At 67.2% G+C, this 16,891-nt stretch carries 17 protein-coding genes; 6 read left to right on the top strand and 11 right to left on the bottom strand.

Translation table 11 applies throughout. The features are described from left to right. Positions 1-34 precede the first annotated feature (34 nt). Entirely contained in the window at positions 35-1,036 is a 1,002-nt protein-coding gene (locus tag FFS35_RS01175; protein ID WP_137785276.1) for an esterase-like activity of phytase family protein, read from the top strand. Between the two features lie 80 nt (positions 1,037-1,116). Here FFS35_RS01175 and rpmB read toward each other — a convergent pair whose 3' ends face one another. Beyond that, entirely contained in the window at positions 1,117-1,410 is a 294-nt protein-coding gene (gene rpmB, locus FFS35_RS01170; protein WP_137785275.1) for a 50S ribosomal protein L28, read from the bottom strand. 137 nt (positions 1,411-1,547) lie between these two features. Between rpmB and FFS35_RS01165 the strand changes: the two genes are divergently transcribed. Further along, positions 1,548-1,778 carry a hypothetical protein gene (locus tag FFS35_RS01165; RefSeq protein WP_137785274.1) on the top strand — a complete coding sequence of 77 codons (231 nt, stop codon included), beginning with the start codon at positions 1,548-1,550 and terminating at the stop codon, positions 1,776-1,778. Between the two features lie 64 nt (positions 1,779-1,842). Further along, positions 1,843-2,271 (top strand): nucleoside deaminase, encoded by a 429-nt coding sequence (locus tag FFS35_RS01160; RefSeq protein ID WP_137785554.1) that lies wholly within the window; start codon positions 1,843-1,845, stop codon positions 2,269-2,271. Between the two features lie 46 nt (positions 2,272-2,317). On the opposite strand, the gene FFS35_RS01155 is transcribed toward FFS35_RS01160, so the two are convergent. From FFS35_RS01155 to FFS35_RS01135, 5 genes are read right to left on the bottom strand one after another with little or no spacing between them, the layout of a single operon-like run. Further along, positions 2,318-2,770 carry a MaoC family dehydratase gene (locus FFS35_RS01155; RefSeq protein ID WP_137785273.1) on the bottom strand — a complete coding sequence of 151 codons (453 nt, stop codon included), beginning with the start codon at positions 2,768-2,770 and terminating at the stop codon, positions 2,318-2,320. After that, positions 2,770-4,680 (bottom strand): acetyl/propionyl/methylcrotonyl-CoA carboxylase subunit alpha, encoded by a 1,911-nt coding sequence (locus FFS35_RS01150; RefSeq protein WP_137785272.1) that lies wholly within the window; start codon positions 4,678-4,680, stop codon positions 2,770-2,772. Before FFS35_RS01150 ends, FFS35_RS01155 begins: the two co-directional genes overlap by 1 nt. Beyond that, positions 4,677-5,156, bottom strand: a complete 480-nt coding sequence (locus tag FFS35_RS01145; RefSeq protein ID WP_249341376.1) for a nuclear transport factor 2 family protein — start codon at positions 5,154-5,156, stop codon at positions 4,677-4,679. The genes FFS35_RS01150 and FFS35_RS01145 overlap by 4 nt, the downstream gene beginning before the upstream one ends. Before the next feature lie 11 nt (positions 5,157-5,167). Next, positions 5,168-6,769: a carboxyl transferase domain-containing protein gene (locus tag FFS35_RS01140; RefSeq protein WP_137785271.1), complete on the bottom strand. Its 1,602-nt coding sequence runs from the start codon at positions 6,767-6,769 to the stop codon at positions 5,168-5,170. Then, positions 6,766-7,881: an isovaleryl-CoA dehydrogenase gene (locus FFS35_RS01135; protein ID WP_137785552.1), complete on the bottom strand. Its 1,116-nt coding sequence runs from the start codon at positions 7,879-7,881 to the stop codon at positions 6,766-6,768. Before FFS35_RS01135 ends, FFS35_RS01140 begins: the two co-directional genes overlap by 4 nt. A 129-nt stretch (positions 7,882-8,010) precedes the next feature. Between FFS35_RS01135 and FFS35_RS01130 the strand changes: the two genes are divergently transcribed. After that, the gene (locus FFS35_RS01130; RefSeq protein ID WP_137785270.1) at positions 8,011-8,856 is read left to right on the top strand and encodes a LysR family transcriptional regulator; all 846 of its coding nucleotides are present in this window, start codon (positions 8,011-8,013) and stop codon (positions 8,854-8,856) included. Between the two features lie 15 nt (positions 8,857-8,871). On the opposite strand, the gene FFS35_RS01125 is transcribed toward FFS35_RS01130, so the two are convergent. Beyond that, positions 8,872-9,558, bottom strand: coding sequence for an OmpA family protein (locus FFS35_RS01125; protein WP_137785269.1), 687 nt, complete (start codon positions 9,556-9,558; stop codon positions 8,872-8,874). A 127-nt stretch (positions 9,559-9,685) separates the two neighbouring features. Between FFS35_RS01125 and FFS35_RS01120 the strand changes: the two genes are divergently transcribed. Further along, entirely contained in the window at positions 9,686-10,981 is a 1,296-nt protein-coding gene (locus FFS35_RS01120) for a hemolysin family protein (RefSeq protein ID WP_137785268.1), read from the top strand. A 62-nt stretch (positions 10,982-11,043) separates the two neighbouring features. Here the strand turns inward: FFS35_RS01120 and FFS35_RS01115 are convergent, their stop codons facing one another. The 3 genes from FFS35_RS01115 to FFS35_RS01105 all read right to left on the bottom strand — a co-directional run bounded on the left by FFS35_RS01115 (position 11,044) and on the right by FFS35_RS01105 (position 13,130). Then, positions 11,044-11,283 (bottom strand): DUF2312 domain-containing protein, encoded by a 240-nt coding sequence (locus tag FFS35_RS01115; protein ID WP_137785267.1) that lies wholly within the window; start codon positions 11,281-11,283, stop codon positions 11,044-11,046. 137 nt (positions 11,284-11,420) lie between these two features. Then, entirely contained in the window at positions 11,421-12,728 is a 1,308-nt protein-coding gene (locus tag FFS35_RS01110) for an amidohydrolase family protein (protein WP_137785266.1), read from the bottom strand. 108 nt (positions 12,729-12,836) lie between these two features. Further along, positions 12,837-13,130, bottom strand: a complete 294-nt coding sequence (locus FFS35_RS01105; protein WP_137785551.1) for a DUF1244 domain-containing protein — start codon at positions 13,128-13,130, stop codon at positions 12,837-12,839. A gap of 70 nt (positions 13,131-13,200) precedes the next feature. Between FFS35_RS01105 and pyk the strand changes: the two genes are divergently transcribed. After that, the gene (pyk, locus tag FFS35_RS01100; RefSeq protein ID WP_137785265.1) at positions 13,201-14,655 is read left to right on the top strand and encodes a pyruvate kinase; all 1,455 of its coding nucleotides are present in this window, start codon (positions 13,201-13,203) and stop codon (positions 14,653-14,655) included. A gap of 18 nt (positions 14,656-14,673) precedes the next feature. On the opposite strand, the gene FFS35_RS01095 is transcribed toward pyk, so the two are convergent. Then, positions 14,674-16,836, bottom strand: coding sequence for a TonB-dependent receptor (locus tag FFS35_RS01095; RefSeq protein ID WP_137785264.1), 2,163 nt, complete (start codon positions 16,834-16,836; stop codon positions 14,674-14,676). Positions 16,837-16,891 lie beyond the last annotated feature (55 nt).

Raw genomic sequence — 16,891 nt, 5'->3', positions numbered from 1 at the left:
ACTATCTGCCCGATTCGCCGCGAACCGATCCTGAATGCGCCCGTTATCGACCGTTCAGGGTTCGCCGGGCTATCGGGATCGCGTGCGCCCGCTGTTCGCCTCCATCGCCGCCGTCTTGCTGATCGTGCCGGGATTCGCGGGGATCGATCCGGTCGCGCGCCTTTCACCGGGGGCGACGGTGCATGTGCGGCGCTATGTGCCGCGCGGCGGCTGGCCCGGGCGGATCGGGCGGCTGGAGCCGGTGGCCGCGGTGACGATCGACAGCCCGGCCGCGGGCTTCGGCGGCTTTTCCGCGCTGGCGCTGACCGACGGGCGCGCGACGCTGCTGAGCGATTCGGGCAACTGGCTGCTGCTGCGGATCGCGCACGGCGCGGCGTCCAGCGAAACCGGCGCGCTCGGCGCCGGGCCGGGGCGGGGCTGGTCGAAAGAGGATCGCGACAGCGAATCGCTTGCGATCGATCCCGCGACCGGCCGCGCCTGGGTGGGGTTCGAGCGGGCGAACGAGATCTGGCGCTTCGATCCCACGCTACGAACCGGCGAGGCGCATCGCGCGCCGCGCGCGATGGCGCCATGGTGGGGCAACAGCGGCGCCGAATCGCTCGCGCGCTTTCGCGATGGCAGGTTCGTCGCGATCGCGGAGCGCGCGCACGGCGCGACGCGGCCGGCGTTGCTGTTTCAGGGCGACCCCGCCGGGGCGACGACGCGAATCGAGCGGTTTCGCTACCGTCCGCCGGCGGGGTACGACCCGAGCGACGCGGCGGTGCTGCCATCGGGCGATCTGATCGTGCTCAATCGGCGCCATCACGGCTGGCTGCGCTTCTCCGCGAAGCTGGTGGTGATCCCGCGCGCCGCGATTCGCGCCGGGGCCAGCCTCGGCGGGCGGGAGATCGCGACGCTCGCTGCGCCGGTGACAAGCGAGAATTGCGAGGGGCTGGCGATCACGCGCGAGCACGGCGCGACGATGCTGTGGATCACCACCGACAACGATCAGATGCCGCTGCGGCGCAGCTATCTGATGAAATTCCGGCTGCGATGACGCGCGGCAAACGCCACACGGCCCGCCATCCGCTGGGGAGGGCGGGCCGCGCAGATCGGCCGGCAATCGAATCGAAAGCGTTACGCCGCGACGGCGCCGCGCTTCTTCACGATATCGCGCTTCAGGCGGCGTGCACGCAGCGACAGCTTCTCGTCGCCGGTCTTCACCAGCCAGTTGTCGAGGCCGCCGTTATGCTCCACCGAGCGCAGACCGTGGGTCGATACGCGCAGACGCACGCTCTTCTCCAGCGTGTCAGAGATCAGCGTGACGTTCTGCAGGTTCGGCAGGAACGTGCGCTTGGTCTTGTTGTTGGCGTGGGAAACGTTGTTCCCCACCTGCCGGCCCTTGCCGGTCAGCTCGCAGATGCGCGACATGATATAATCCTGAATTTCGGTTGCCCGGAAAGAGCGCGGCCCTAACGCGACCCCGCCATTTCGTCAAGCGCGGCGCGTGCAACTCCCGGCCGCGCGCGACGTTGTTTCACGATCGCATCAACACGGGAGAGAAATTCATGCGCGCTGTTCTGGTATTGCTGGGCGTCGTCGCCCTCGTGGCCCTGGTCGGCATCATGACCGGGTTCATCAACCTCGACCAGACGCGCACCGCGCAACTGCCGCATCTGGAGGGCGGGCAGGCCCCGGCGTTCAAGGCCGATGTGGGCAAGATCGACGTGGGCACCGAAAAGAAGACGATCGAAGTGCCGAAGGTCTCGGTCCAGAAGCCGGCCGACAACGCTCAATAGTCTCGATAGACAATCTCGCATGGCGGGCGGTAGGCGGGGAGCGATGTTCCCGCTTCCGCCTCATATGCGGGCCGCGCTCGATGCGGCGGCCGTTGCTGCCGCACAGGGCGAGGTGCCGGTCGGCGCCGTGGTGGTGCGCGATGGCGCGGTGATCGCCACCGGCGCCAATGCGCCGCGCGCGCTGCACGATCCCACCGCCCATGCCGAGATGCTGGCGATTCGCGCGGCGGCGGCGCTGATCGGTCGCGACCGGCTGGAGGATTGCGACCTGTGGGTGACGCTCGAGCCATGCGCGATGTGCGCGGGCGCGATCGCCCATGCGCGGATCGCGCGCCTCTATTACGGCGCGGCCGATGCGAAAGGCGGGGCGGTGGAACATGGCCCACGCTTCTTCGCGCAGCCGACCTGTCATCACCGGCCCGAGATATTCGCCGGCATCGGCGATCGTGAAGCGGGCACGCTGCTGCGGGATTTCTTCGCCGCGCGGCGCTAGGTGCGCTCGCTGCGATGAGCGCTCCGGCGCGCTTCCCGCTGAACGATCAGGCCGCCCGACGCTTGAGCAGCGCCGATCGCTCGCACCGGCAGACGATTTCATCGCGCTGATTGACAAGTTCGTGGGTGAAGGTGACGAGCCCCGCATCGGGGCGGGACTTGCTCTCACGCACCGCGATCACCTCGCTGGTCGCGCGCATTGTGTCGCCGATGAACACGGGTTTTGGCATGACGAGCTTGTCGTAGCCGAGATTGGCGACGAGCGTGCCGAGAGTCGTATCGCCCACCGACAGCCCCACCATCAGCGCGAAGGTGAAGGTGCCGTTGACGAGGATCTGGCCGAATTCGCTCGCCTTCGCCGCCTCCACGTCGAGATGCAGCGGCTGCGGATTGTGCGTCATGGTGGAGAACAGCAGATTGTCCGTTTCGGTCACGGTGCGGCGGATCTCATGCTCGATCCGGTCGCCCACCCGCCATTCGTCGTAGAAGCGCCCGGCCATCAGCCTTCTCCCCGCTCGATCCGCGCCAGCAGCGCGCCCTCGCTCACCTGCCCGCCGGCGGCGGCGTTGAGTTCCGCCACCGTCCCGTCGAACGGCGCGACGAGGCTATGCTCCATCTTCATCGCCTCCAGCGTGACGAGTTTCTGGCCCTTGGCGACGGTATCGCCCGCCGCCACCTCCACCGCGATGATGCGGCCCGGCATGGGCGAGAGGATCGCGCCGTCTGCAGCGGCGCCGGCGGCAGATAAATTGGGGCGCTGAGTAACAGAAAAAAGATAAGTCTCCCCCCTCTCGGTAACCAAAATCTCGCTATCACGTGTCATTGTAGTGCAAATGCCGTGAGGCCGGGTGTAATTCTTACTGGAGCCAACCAGATGTTTGCCGCTGTAATAGAGATTGATGCTCTCTTTTGTGTGACTATTTAGACGAAATCCAAACAATGCTGCTAACCGAACGCCAGCGGGCGTATAATTAATCTCAGTCCAGTCGAGAAAATCGAGGCGATAACGTCGGGCTGCTGCATCGACTGCTTCCGGCGATGGAGCGGGGGACGGCAAAAGCGCGTCGCCGGCACGTGAGATCAATCCGGTATCAACTGCTCCAGCCGCGAAATCTCGGTGCGCCAGGCAAGCATATAGAAAGCCGGCATTTGTCTTTGTCGGTGCGACATAGCTGGCATCGAGGGCCGCCATCAACACCAGCCTTGCTTCTTCACGGGTATCAGCATGCACCACGAGCTTTGCGATCATGGGGTCATAGAACGGGGTGACGACATCACCCTCCTCAACCCCGCTTTCGATGCGGATACGGTGATCCAGTCGTAAATGATTGAGCTTTCCGGGACTCGGCAGAAACCCCTTCGCGGGATCCTCCGCATACAGCCGCGCCTCGATCGCCCAGCCGTTGATCGACAGCTCCTCCTGCCGCTTGGGCAGCGGCTCGCCGCTGGCGACGCGGAGCTGCCATTCGACCAGATCGACGGCGGTGATCTCCTCCGTCACCGGATGCTCCACCTGAAGCCGCGTGTTCATTTCCATGAACCAGATGCGGTCGGCGCGCAGGCCCTCGCTCGCGTCGGCGATGAACTCGATCGTGCCAGCGCCAACATAATCCACCGCGCGCGCCGCCTGCACCGCCGCGCCGCAGATCGCCGCGCGGGTCGCCTCGTCCATGCCGGGGGCGGGGGCTTCCTCGATCACCTTCTGGTGGCGGCGCTGGAGCGAGCAATCGCGCTCGAACAGATGGACGACATTGCCATGCGTATCGCCGAACACCTGCACCTCGATGTGGCGCGGCGAGAGGATGTATTTCTCCAGCAGCACGCGATCGTCGCCGAACGAGGACGCCGCCTCGCGCTGGCAGGAGAGAAGCGCGTCGGCGAAATCCTCGCCCCGCTCCACGCGGCGCATCCCCTTGCCGCCGCCGCCCGCGACCGCCTTGATGAGCACGGGATAGCCGATCGCGTCCGCTTCGGCCCGGAGCCGCCCGGGAGCCTGATCGTCACCGAGATAGCCGGGCGTGGTGGGAACGCCGGCTTCCTGCATCAGCCGCTTGGCGGCGTCCTTGAGGCCCATCGCGCGGATGCTGGCGGGCTTCGGGCCGACCCAGACCAGGCCGGCATCGATCACCGCCTGCGCGAAATCGGCGTTTTCCGAAAGGAAGCCATAGCCCGGGTGGATCGCCTCCGCCCCGCTCGCCCGCGCCGCGGCGATGATCCGCTCGCCGACGAGATAGCTTTCGCGCGCCGGGGAGGGGCCGATATGCACCGCCTCGTCCGCCTGCCGCACGTGCAGCGCGTTCGCGTCGGCATCGGAATAGACCGCCACCGTACGCACGCCCATCGCCCGCGCGGTGCGGATGATCCGGCACGCGATCTCGCCGCGATTGGCGATGAGGAGCGATTTGATCATGCCGCCGCGCATCCCGTTGTCCGTTGTGTCCAGGTGATGTTGAGGATCTTCCACTGGCCGCCTTCCCGGATCAGGTCGAAGTGGTTGACGCCGCAATGCGCGACCTTGCCGTCGATCGTTGCGACATAATCGCTCCAGATCATCGCGATATCGCCGTCGATCTCGACCGCGGGGCCGGTGAGCCGCTCCACGAAGCGCGGGCCGCTATCGGGGATGCCGCCGATGAACTGCGCCCAGGTCATATGCCGGTAGCTGCGCGAGCCATCGGGATTCTCGACCACCGCCTGCGCCGCGCCATCGGGGCGGAAGAAGGTGAGCGCCTTCGCCTTGTCGCGCGCGCTCAGCGTTTCGAACAGGTTGGTCGCGACCGCCAGCACCGCCTGTTCCTCGCCGGTGGACGGCGGCAATCCGGTGCCCTTCACGATCGGGGCGACGGGTGTGACCTGGAGCAGCAGGGCGAGAAGCGGGGCGATCATGGTTTCTCCCATCACATGCGGAACACGCCGAAGCGCGGCGCTTCGGGAATCGGGGCGTCGAGCGTCGCGGCCAGCGCCAGGCCGAGCACGTCGCGGGTCTGCGCGGGATCGATGATGCCATCGTCCCACAGCCGCGCGGTGGCATGCCACGGATTGCCCTCATCCTCGTAGCGCTGGCGGATCGGGGCCTTGAACGCCTCCGCCTCGTCCGGCGTCCACCTGTCCGCGTCGCGATGCACGGTGGCGAGCACGCTGGCCGCCTGTTCGCCGCCCATCACGCTGATGCGGCTGTTGGGCCAGGTGAACAGGAACCGCGGGGAATAGGCGCGGCCGCACATCCCGTAATTGCCCGCGCCGAAGCTGCCGCCGATCAGCACGGTGATCTTGGGCACGCTGGCGGTGGCGACGGCGGTGACGAGCTTCGCGCCATGCTTGGCGATCCCCTCCGCCTCGTATTTCCCGCCGACCATGAAGCCGGAAATGTTCTGGAGGAACAGCAGCGGGATGCGCCGCTGGCAGGCGAGTTCGATGAAATGCGCGCCCTTCTGCGCCGATTCGCTGAACAGCACGCCATTGTTGGCGAGGATCGCGACCGGCAGGCCCCAGATATGCGCGAAGCCGCACACCAGGCTGGAGCCATACAGCGCCTTGAATTCGTGAAATTCGCTGCCGTCCACCAGCCGCGCGATCACCTCGTGCACGTCATAGGGCGCGCGCACGTCCTGCGGCACGATGCCGTATAGCTCTTCCGCGTCAAACTTCGGCGCGCGTGGCGCGCGTTGATTGACGGCTGCGGGCGTCTGCGGCTGGAGCGTGGAGACGATATCGCGGACGATGGTCAGCGCGTGTTCGTCATTCTCCGCGACATGATCGACCACGCCCGATCTGCGCCCGTGCGTTTCCGCGCCGCCCAGTTCCTCGGCCGAGATTTCCTCGCCCGTGGCGGCCTTCACCAGCGGCGGGCCGGCAAGGAAGATCGTGCCCTGATTGCGCACGATCACCGTTTCGTCCGACATCGCGGGGACATATGCCCCGCCCGCTGTGCAGCTTCCCATCACGCAGGCGATCTGCGGGATGCCCTGCGCGCTCATGTTCGCCTGATTGAAGAAGATGCGCCCGAAATGCTCGCGATCGGGAAACACCTCGGCCTGATGCGGCAGGTTCGCCCCGCCCGAATCGACGAGATAGATGCACGGCAGGCGGTTCTGCTCGGCGATCTCCTGCGCGCGCAGATGCTTCTTCACGGTGAGCGGATAATAGGTTCCGCCCTTCACCGTCGCGTCGTTGCAGACGATCATGCACTGGCGGCCGGAAACGCGGCCGATCCCCGCGATCATCCCCGCGCCGGGCACCTCGCCCTCGTACAGATCGAACGCGGCGAGCTGGCCGATCTCCAGAAACGGCGAGCCGGGATCGAGGAGCCGCTCGACGCGATCGCGCGGCAGCAGCTTGCCGCGCGCCGTGTGGCGCTCGCGGCTCTTCTCGTTCCCGCCCAGCGCCGCCTTCGCGACATCGGCGCGCAGTTCCTGGGCCAGCGCGCGATTGTGCGCGGCATTGGCGCGGAAATCGGCGCTGTCCGCCGACAGCTTCGTATCGAGGACGGGGGCGCTCACGCCGCGCCCACCAGTTCGCGGCCCACCAGCATGCGGCGGATCTCGTTCGTTCCCGCGCCGATATCGAGCAGCTTGGCATCGCGCCAATAGCGTTCCACCGGCCAGTCCCTGGTATAGCCCGCACCGCCCAGCGCCTGGATCGCCTCGCCCGCCACCTTCACCGCGCTTTCGGAGGCGAGCAGGATCGCGCCCGCCGCGTCGAAGCGCGTGGTGCGGCCGGCGTCACACGCCTTGGCAACGGCATAGACATAGGAGCGCGCCGAACTGAGCGCGACGTACATGTCCGCGACCTTCCCCTGCATCAGCTGGAACGCGCCGATCGGCTTGCCGAACTGCTTGCGCTCGCGAACATAGGGCAGCACCACATCGAGGCACGCCTGCATGATGCCGAGCTGGATGCCGGAGAGCACGACGCGCTCGTAATCCAGCCCGCTCATCAGCACGCCGACCCCGCCATTCTCCGGCCCCATCACATTCTCGTCGGGCACGAGGCAATCGTCGAACACCAGCTCCGCGGTTGGCGAGCCGCGCATCCCCAGCTTGTCGATCTTCTGCCCGATCGAGAAACCGGCGAAATCCTTCTCGATCAGGAAAGCGGTGATCCCGCGCGATCCCGCCTCCGGCGAGGATTTGGCATAGACGACGAGCGTGTCGGCATAGGCCGCGTTGGTGATCCAGAACTTCGTGCCGTTAAGCCGCCATCCGCCCTCGACACGATCCGCCCGCAGCTTCATCGACACCACGTCCGACCCGGCCGACGCCTCCGACATGGCGAGGCTGCCGACATGCTCGCCCGATACCAGCTTCGGCAGGTATTTCGCCTTTTGCTCCGGGTTCCCCCAGCGGCGGATCTGGTTGACGCACAGGTTCGAATGCGCGCCATAGCTGAGACCGATCGAGGCGGAGGCGCGGCTCACCTCCTCGCACGCCACGACGTGATCGAGATAGCCGAGGCCCAGCCCGCCGAATTCCTCCTCCACGGTGATGCCGTGCAGCCCGAGCGCGCCCATTTCCGGCCACAGGTGACGCGGAAACGAATCCTCGCGATCGATCTGCGCCGCGATCGGCGCGATCCGTTCGCTGGCGAAGCGCTGCGTCGTCGCTCGGATCATGTCGGCGGTCTCGCCGAGAGAATGCAGGTCTTCCACGGTCTTTCCTCTCCGCACTGGTGCAGCCTTTCTACCCGCCCGGCGCGCGCGAGGAAAATTGAAAGGCGCGGCGGCATGTCATAGATGGCGTCTATGATCGACCGCTATCTGCTACGCTATTTTCTCGCTGTGATCGATCAGGGCAATTTCTCGCGCGCCGCCGCCGCATGCAATGTGTCACAGCCGACGCTGTCGGCCGGCATCGCCAAGCTGGAGGCAGCGCTCGGGCGGCAATTGTTCACGCGCACCAACCGCCGGGTTGCGCTGACGGAGGCGGGCGCGCGGCTGGTCGCCCGTGCGCGGCGGATCGAGGCGGAGTTCGCACAGGCCGAGCGCGAGGCGAGCGCGGCGCGGGTGACGGGGCGGCTGCGGATCGGCGTGCTCGCGAGCGCCCCGACCCGGTGGGTGGCCGATTTCGTCGGCAGCGTGCCGCGCGACGGCGACGAGGTGGAACTGATCGAGGGGCGCGAGCGCGAGCTGGTCGATCACCTGTCGCGCGGGCGGATCGACGTGGCACTCGGCATCCTGCGCGGCAACCCGCGGTTCGCGGCGCGGCCGATCATCGGCGAGCGCTATATGATGGCGCTTTCCGCTGCTCACCCGCTCGCGGCCCGTGAGGAGATCGCGGCGGAGGAACTGGTGGACGAGCCGATGATCGTGCGCCGCCACTGCGAGTTGCTGAGCGAGACGAGCCGCTATTTCACCGCGCGCGGGGTGCGCCCGTTCTTCCCGGCGCGCACCACCAGCGACGATCGCGCGCGCGCGCTGGTGGCCGCCGGGCTGGGCGTCACCGTCGCCCCGGCGTCGTTCGGCGGGGCGGGTGTCGTGATGCGTCAACTGGCCGAATTCGATCACGTCCGCCAGCTTGGCCTGCTCGCCGCGGACGCCTCGCTGCTCGCGCACCCGCTGGTCGAGCGGCTGGCGGAGGCGATCGGCTGACCGGCGCCGTGCCGATCAGCCGATGTCGCTTTGCGCGATCGGCACGATCTTGATCTCGACACGGCGATTCTGCGCGCGCCCCTCCTCCGTCTCGTTCGAGGCGATCGGCTGGGTCTTGCCGAAGCCACGCGTGGCGACCCGCGCCGCCTGCACGCCGCGCGATTCGAGATACAGCGCCACCGCCGCCGCGCGCCGCTCCGACAACGCCTGGTTATAGGCGTCGCTGCCGTTCGCGTCGGTGTGGCCGTAGATGTCGATATAGGTGCGGTTGTTCTGCTGATCGGACAAGACGCCAGCCACCTGGTCCAGCGTCTGCTGGAAACGCGGCTCCACCGTCGCGCTGTTGTAGGCGAAGTTCACGCCCGACGGGATGTTGAGCAGCAGATCGTCACCCTGACGAATCACCTGCACGTCGGTGCCGGCGGTGCGCTGGCGCAATTCACGCTCCTGCTTGTCCATGTACGCGCCGATTGCCGCGCCCGCGATACCGCCGAGCCCGGCGCCGACGATCTTCTCGGTGCGATCATGCCGCCCGCCGACAAGATCACCGAGCAGATAGCCGCCCAGCGCCCCGCCGATACCGCCGATCGCCGTCTTCGACAGGCGCTGCTGCCCGGTTTCTGGATCGGTGGTGCAGCCCGCGGTCGTGCCTAGCAATGCCATCAGCGCCGCGCCGGCGGCGATCGTCGAACGGAATCCCATCATGCTCCCCTGTATTCCTGGCCGGGTGAACCCGCGCATATGGCCACTTGTTCCGCCATCGTGATGAACCGGCGATGACAAGAACGGTTGTGGTCCCCGCCTTTTATCGCCATGACTGGATGAGACCATGTTACCGCCGTTCCCCTGGATCGACGTCCTTATCATCCTCGCGCTGGTGGCGCTCAATGGCGTATTCGCGATGAGCGAGCTGGCGATCGTCTCGGCGCGCAAGGCGCGGCTGGAGGCGATGGCACGCGCGGGGAAATCGGGCGCGCGCGCCGCCGCCGTGCTTGCCGCCGACCCCGGCAAGTTCCTTTCCACCGTTCAGATCGGCATCACGCTGATCGGCATTCTGGCCGGCGCCTATTCGGGCGCGAGCCTCGGCCAGCCGACCGCCGCGCGGCTCGAGCTGCTCGGCATGAGCCATCATCTGGCGGAGAACCTCGGCTTCGCGCTGGTGATCGGCCTCACCACCTTCGCCTCGCTGATCGTCGGCGAACTGGTGCCCAAGCAGATCGCGCTGCGCTCACCGGAGCCGATCGCCGCGATCGTCGCGGTGCCGATGATGTGGCTGGCGGTTGCGGGCAAGCCGATCGTCTGGCTGCTCGATTCGACCAGCGCGCTCGTTTTCCGCCTGCTCGGGCTGAACCGCGAGAACGCCGATCAGGTGACGGCGGAGGAACTGCATCTGATCGTCGCGGAAGCATCGAAATCAGGCGTGATCGAGGAGCATGAACGCTCGATCATCTCGGGCGTGGTGCGGCTTGCCGACCGACCGGTGCGCGAGGTGATGACGCCGCGCACCGAGGTGGACTGGCTCGACGTCGCGCTCGACGATGCGGCGATCCGCGCGCGCATGCTCGCGACCGCGCACAGCCGCCTGCCGGTGGCGGAAGGATCGATCGATGCGGTGATCGGCGTGGTGCAGGCGCGCGATATCGCCGCGGCCCTGTCAAACGGCGAGTCGCTCGATCTCGCCCGGCTGGTGCGCAAGGCGCCGGTGGTGGTGGATCAGATCGACGCGATGGATGTGCTCAACACGCTGCGCCGTGCAGAGGTGCCGATGGCGCTGATCCATGATGAATACGGCCATTTCGAAGGGATTGTGACGCCCGCCAACCTGCTCGCGGCGATCGCGGGGGCGTTCGTATCGGATGCCGATGCGGGCGACGGCCCCGATGTGGTGGAGCGGGAGGACGGCTCGCTGCTCGTGGCGGGAACGATGGCGGCGGACCTGCTGGCCGAGCGGCTCGGCATGGATCTGCCGGAGGACCGCGATTACGCCACCGCCGCCGGGCTGGCGCTGGCGGTGCTCCGCCGGTTGCCGGACGAGGGCGAGAGCTTCGTCGAACAGGGCTGGCGGTTCGAGGTGGTCGATCTCGACGGACGGCGGATCGACAAGCTGCTGGTCAGCCGCGCGTAGCACGCCGCGGCGAGGGGAGGGGGCGGAGCATCGCTCGGCGCCCCCCGTGCCCACCGGGCGGCTCAGGCCATCCCGAGGGCGTTGCGATAGGTTTCGAGCAGCGCGTCGGCCTCGTCGCGGGCATGCTTCTCCATCTTGCGCAGGCGCACGATCGCGCGGATCGTCTTGGCGTCGAAGCCGGTCGACTTGGCTTCGCTGTAAACGTCGCGGATATCGTCAGCGAAGGCCTTCTTCTCTTCCTCCAGCCGCTCGATGCGCTCGATGAACAGGCGCAGCTGGTCGGCGGAAACGTTGTCGGTCATGAATCACTCCGTTCGGGATTTTCGCCCGCGATAAGGGCCAAAGCGGCCGAGGACAACGCCGCGCGAACGCCGAAGAGCACTTCGCCCGGAACGGCCGCAGGGCCGCCCCGGGCGAGCGCGCCGATGATGGCCGACGCTTATTGCGCGGCGTGCGCGACGATGCCGCGATGCATCACGAACGCGACATGCTCGAGGCGCGTCACATCCTCCAGCGGAGAGCCGCTGACCGCGATGATGTCGGCGCGCTTGCCGGGTGTGAGCGTGCCGATATCGTCGCGCCCCAGCGCGTCCGCCGCCGATATGGTGGCGGCGCGGATCGCGGCGGCGGGGGTCATCCCCGCCTTCACCATCAGCGCGAACTCCTGCGCATTCTCGCCGTGCTTCGATACGCCGGTATCGGTGCCGAACGCGATCTTGACGCCGGCGGCGATCGCCTTGCGATGGCTGGCCAGCGCGGCGGCGGCGGCGGCTTCGGCCTTGGGGATCGTCGCGGGCGGCAGCGCCCCGCCGCGCGCCTGCGCCAGCGCGGTGACCGGGGCGATCATCGTCGGGACGAGATAGGCGCCCTTCGCCTTGAACAGCCGGATCGTCTCATCATCGAGAAAGGTGCCGTGCTCGATCGTATCGACGCCGGCCTCGAGCGCCGCCCTGGTGCCTTCCGCCGCGTGGCTGTGCGCGGCCACCTTGCGGCCGAAGCCGTGCGCGGTATCGATGATCGCGCGCATCTCTTCCGGCGTCATCGCGCGGCCGAGGCCGCCCGCGACGTTCGACAGCACGCCGCCGGTCGCCGCGAACTTGATGACCTGCGCGCCGAGCCCGATCTGCGCGCGCACCGCGCGGCGGCAATCGTCCGGCCCGTCGCAGGTGTTGATCTGATGCTTGTGGACGGCATCGGCCCATTCCTCCGCCAGGCCGTTCGTGCCGTCGCCGTGGCCGCCGGTGATCGATATCATCTGGCCCGCGTTGATGATCGACGGGCCTTCGAGATCGCCGCGCTCGATCGCGTCGCGCAGCGCGCGGATACCGCGTGGATTGCCACCCAGATCGCGCACGGTCGTGAAGCCGGCGTCCAGCGTCTTGCGGGCATTCACCTCCGCGACGATCAGGTCGTCGGCGTCGTCCTGCGTCATCTCTGCCAGGCGCGCGCGCACGGGATCGCCGCCGATACCCCACAGGTGCACATGCATGTCCACCAGACCCGGCATGACGAACTTGTCCTGCAGCTCGATCAGCTCGGCCGTGGCGGGGGGAACGAGAAAGCCGTCGCGAACCTCGACCACCTTGCCGTCCTGCACGATGATCGTGCTCTTGCCGCGCGGCGCCTGCCCGGGCCGGTCGAGCAGCGCACCGGCGTGGATATAGATGACCTTCCCGGGCGCGGCCGTCTGCGCGGCGGCGGGCGCCGCAATGGAGACCGCGAGCGCGATCAGCAACGTCTTCAGCATTCCCCTCAAACTCCCGTTGGCGGGGCGCTTTCAGGCGCGCCCCTTCGTTGCCGAAGGGATAGGGGAGAGACGCGAGGTTCGACAAGCCATCCGCTCACGCCCGCGTCATCACGAGGCGTTTTTTGCGACGCTCTCCTCCATCCGGCGCAATTGCTCGGGCGTCGCCTCCTGCTGATGGCCCGCTTTCCAATCGGCATAGGGCATGCCGTAGATCGCCGTGCGCGCATCCTCCCGCGCCAGCCCGCCCGCCTCGCCGATCCAGTCCGACAGGCAGTTGCGGCAGAAGCCGGCGAGCCCCATCAGGTCAATGTTCTGGGCATCGTCGCGGTGGCGCAGATGGCGCACCAGCCGGCGGAACGCGGCCGCGGCGGTCGCATCGTCGATCGCATCGATCGGGTCCATCGTCTCACTCCTGGTTTGATCGGTCATCAAATGACTCTAAGGCGGGAGCAAGGGTAAAACGAGGACCAAGATGACCAGAGCGATCAGCCCCCGCAGCCGCAAGGTACGCGTGCTCGCGACGCTCGGGCCGGCGAGCAATACGCCGGAGATGATCGCGGCGCTGTTCGAGGCGGGCGCGGACGCCTTCCGCATCAACATGAGCCATGGCGATCAGGAATCGAAGATACCCGTGATCGCGGCGATCCGCGGGCTGGAAAAGAAATTCGGCCGGCCGACCACGATCCTGGCGGACCTGCAGGGGCCGAAGTTGCGTGTCGGCCGCTTCACCGGCGGTCGCGCGCTGCTGGAAACGGGGGCGACGTTCGTTCTCGATCGCGACGCCGTGCCCGGAGACGCGACGCGCGTTCAGCTTCCGCATCGCGAGATCTTCGCCGCGATCGAGGCGGGCGCGCGGCTGCTGCTCGACGACGGGAAGCTGGTGCTGCGCGTGGTGACGCACACGCCCGATCGCATCGTGACGCGGGTGGAGGTCGGCGGGCCGCTCAGCGACAACAAGGGGCTAAACGTGCCGGACGTGGTGCTGCCCATGGCGGCGCTGACCGAGAAGGATCGCAGCGATCTCGCCTTCGCGTGCGAGCATGGGGTGGACTGGATCGCGCTTTCCTTCGTCCAGCGGCCGGAGGATCTGGCGGAGGCGCGGCGGCTGATCGGCGGGAAGGCGGCGCTGCTCGCCAAGATCGAGAAGCCGGCCGCGATCGACCGGCTCGAGGAAATCGTCGACATGTGCGACGGCGTGATGGTCGCGCGCGGGGATCTGGGCGTCGAGCTGCCGCCGCAATCCGTGCCGCCGCTCCAGAAACGCATCGTCGAGGTATCGCGCCGCATGGGCCGCCCGGTGGTGGTGGCGACGCAGATGCTCGAATCGATGATAAAATCACCGTCGCCGACGCGCGCCGAAGTCTCGGACGTGGCGACGGCGATCTATGACGGCGCGGATGCGATCATGCTCTCGGCGGAGAGCGCGGCGGGCGACTGGCCGATCGAGGCGGTAGCGATGATGAACGCGATCGGCGACGCGGTGGAGCGCGATCCGATGCACGGGGATCGCGTGCACTTCACCGTGATGCGCCCCGACCCCACCACCGCAGACGCGCTGGCGGAAGCGGCGAAGAACATCGCCCGCACCGTATCGGCGAAGGCGATCATCTGTTTCACCACCTCCGGCTCCACCGCGCGCCGCATCGCGCGCGAGCGGCCTTCGGTGCCGTTGCTGGTGCTCACGCCGCGGCTGGAAACGGCGCGGCGGCTGGGCCTGTTGTGGGGCGTCCACGCCGCGCACACCCGCGATGTCGAATCGTTCGAGGAGATGGTCGCGAAATCGAAGCGCATGGCGCTGCGCCACCGGGTGGCGGCGGCGGGGGACAGCGTGATCGTGATGGCCGGCGTGCCGTTCCGCACGCCGGGTGCCACCAATGTGCTGCACGTCGTGCGGCTGGTCGGCGACGAGTTGAAGGACCATCGCTGAGCCGGCCGCGGCCCCGGCTTATCCCCCGAAGCTCTTCGTGAGCCCGACGAACAAGCCACGGCGCGGGCCATATTGCGGCGCACCGACGCCCACGCCGTTGCCGTCGCGGATCTCATAGATGTGATCGAGCGCGTTGATGATATCGAGCCGCACATCGAGGTTCGGCCCGGTGAAATGATGGCTCGCGGAGAGATTGAACTGGGCGTAACCGGGCAGATGCGCGCCATTGGGCACGTCGCTGCCATCGGGCAGGACCAGATCGGTGCGCAGGCCGGAGCCATAGGTCATCGTTCCGCCAAGCGCGGTCTGCGCGAGCACGCCGTGCTTGAACGTATAGGTGAGGCCCGCCGAGCCGGTGTAGGTCTGATCGTGATCGACGTAGATATAGTGGTTGGCGATATAGGCCAGCTCGTCCGGCGCGAATGCGAACTGGCTGGAGATGATGTCGCGCCCCTTGGCCTTGGCCACCGCGAAATTGGCGTAGATGTTCCAGCCGCCATGTGAATAGGTCGCGTTCGCCTCGACGCCGCCGATCCGCCCCTGCGCGTAATTGAACGGGGTGAGGATGATCGGGGCGCCGAACTGCCCTTCGTCGATCAGGTTCTTCGAGATGCGGTAATAAGCATCGACGCCATAGGTGAACGAGCCACTCGGCTTCGCCTGAAAGCCGATGTCGAAATAATGCTGACGCTCGGCGAAGGGCGTGGTGTTCAGCGTCACGATCGGCGCGGCGCTGGTGCCGGCGAATTTGTCGAGGCTGGCGGTGCCGACCAGCTCGAACGGCGGCGGCACGAAATAGCGCGCGTATCCGGCATGGACGGCGAGCGAGGAATCCGGCTGCCACACCAGATTGACGCGCGGGCTGAGCTGTTGCTCCGTGCGGAAACCGGCGAAGCGATCGTAGCGCGCGCCGTAATTAAGCGTCAGTGCCGGCGACAGCTTCCACTCGTCCTGGAGATAGGCGCTGAACGTCGTGGCGTTCGCCGAGCTGTTGTCGATGATCGAAACCGGCTCGCCCGCCTGCGCGCCGACATCGGGCGACGCCGGATCGGTGACGACGGGAAAGACGTGCGTCGTGGTGTTGCTCGTGCTGTGATCGTGGATCAGCAGCAGCCCGCCGCGCAGCGTATGCGCCGCGCCCAGATGATAGACGCCGTCCACCTGCCCGCCGAGCGCCAGATCCTGCTTGAACGCCGCCTGCGCCTGCCCGTTGAACAACAGTTCGCCAAGCACATCGGGACGATAGGCGAGCGAGGAATAGCGCGCGAAGAGCGATGCCTGCACCGTCAGCGGCTCATCGTCATGCAGCCAGCTCAGCTGGCCGAAGCCGGTGCGCTCCAGCTGCCGTTCGTCAAGCTTTTCGCTGGGGAAGGCCGATTGGCCGCCGACACTCCACTGGCCGCCCGGCTGCTGCCCGGCGGGGTTCGGAATCTGGAACCACTGATTCGAATAGCCGCCGACGAACGACACCCGGTTATGATCGTCGATGATGTGATCGACATAGGCGAAGGCCTGATACTGATCGGTCGAATCGTGGATAGGGTTCGAGCGGCCATCGACGCTTTCGATTCCCAGCGCGTCATGGCGATAATCGCCCGAAACGAAATAGTTCGTCTGTCCGCTCGATCCGCCATAGGTGAAGCTTGGCTCGATCGTGTCGTGGCTGCCGCCGTAGATCGACACGCTGCCGCCGTTCTGGAACATCCCGCTCTTGGTGGTGATGTCGATGATCCCGGCGCTGCGCAGCCCGTATTGCGCCGGGAGCGCGCCGGTGAGCAGATCGACCTTGCTGACGAGGCGTGGCGACAGCGTCTGGCCGAACACCGCCAGCCCTTCGGGCAGCACCGTGCCGTTGATGCGATATTGCAGGCCGTTGTGATCGTCGCGGACATGGAACTGGCCGAAGCCGTCCTGCACCACGCCGGGAAGCTGGAGCAGGATCTGGTTGAATTGCTGGTTGTCGCCACCGGGCAGGTTCTGGATCGCGGCCGCATCGACGCCATAGCTGGTCGCGCCAAGGCTCGGCTGGATATGCGCGCGGGCGTCATCCAGCCGCTTGGCGGTGACGACGATATCCTTGGGGGTGGTCCCGCCGCCGTCGTCGGACGGCGTGGTTTCGGCTAGGGCGGCACCCGGGACGAGAGCAAGAAACGCAATGCCGGCAAGGAGCGAAGGTCGCATGGCGACTCCCAATGTGATACTATAACATCACTCCCGGTAGTCGGCCGCTACGGGT

The organism is Sphingomonas sp. 3P27F8, from assembly GCF_005502745.1.
Lineage (GTDB): Bacteria > Pseudomonadota > Alphaproteobacteria > Sphingomonadales > Sphingomonadaceae > Sphingomonas.
The sequence above is the reverse complement of the archived record's forward strand: the minus strand, read 5'-3'. Positions and strand labels throughout refer to the sequence as shown.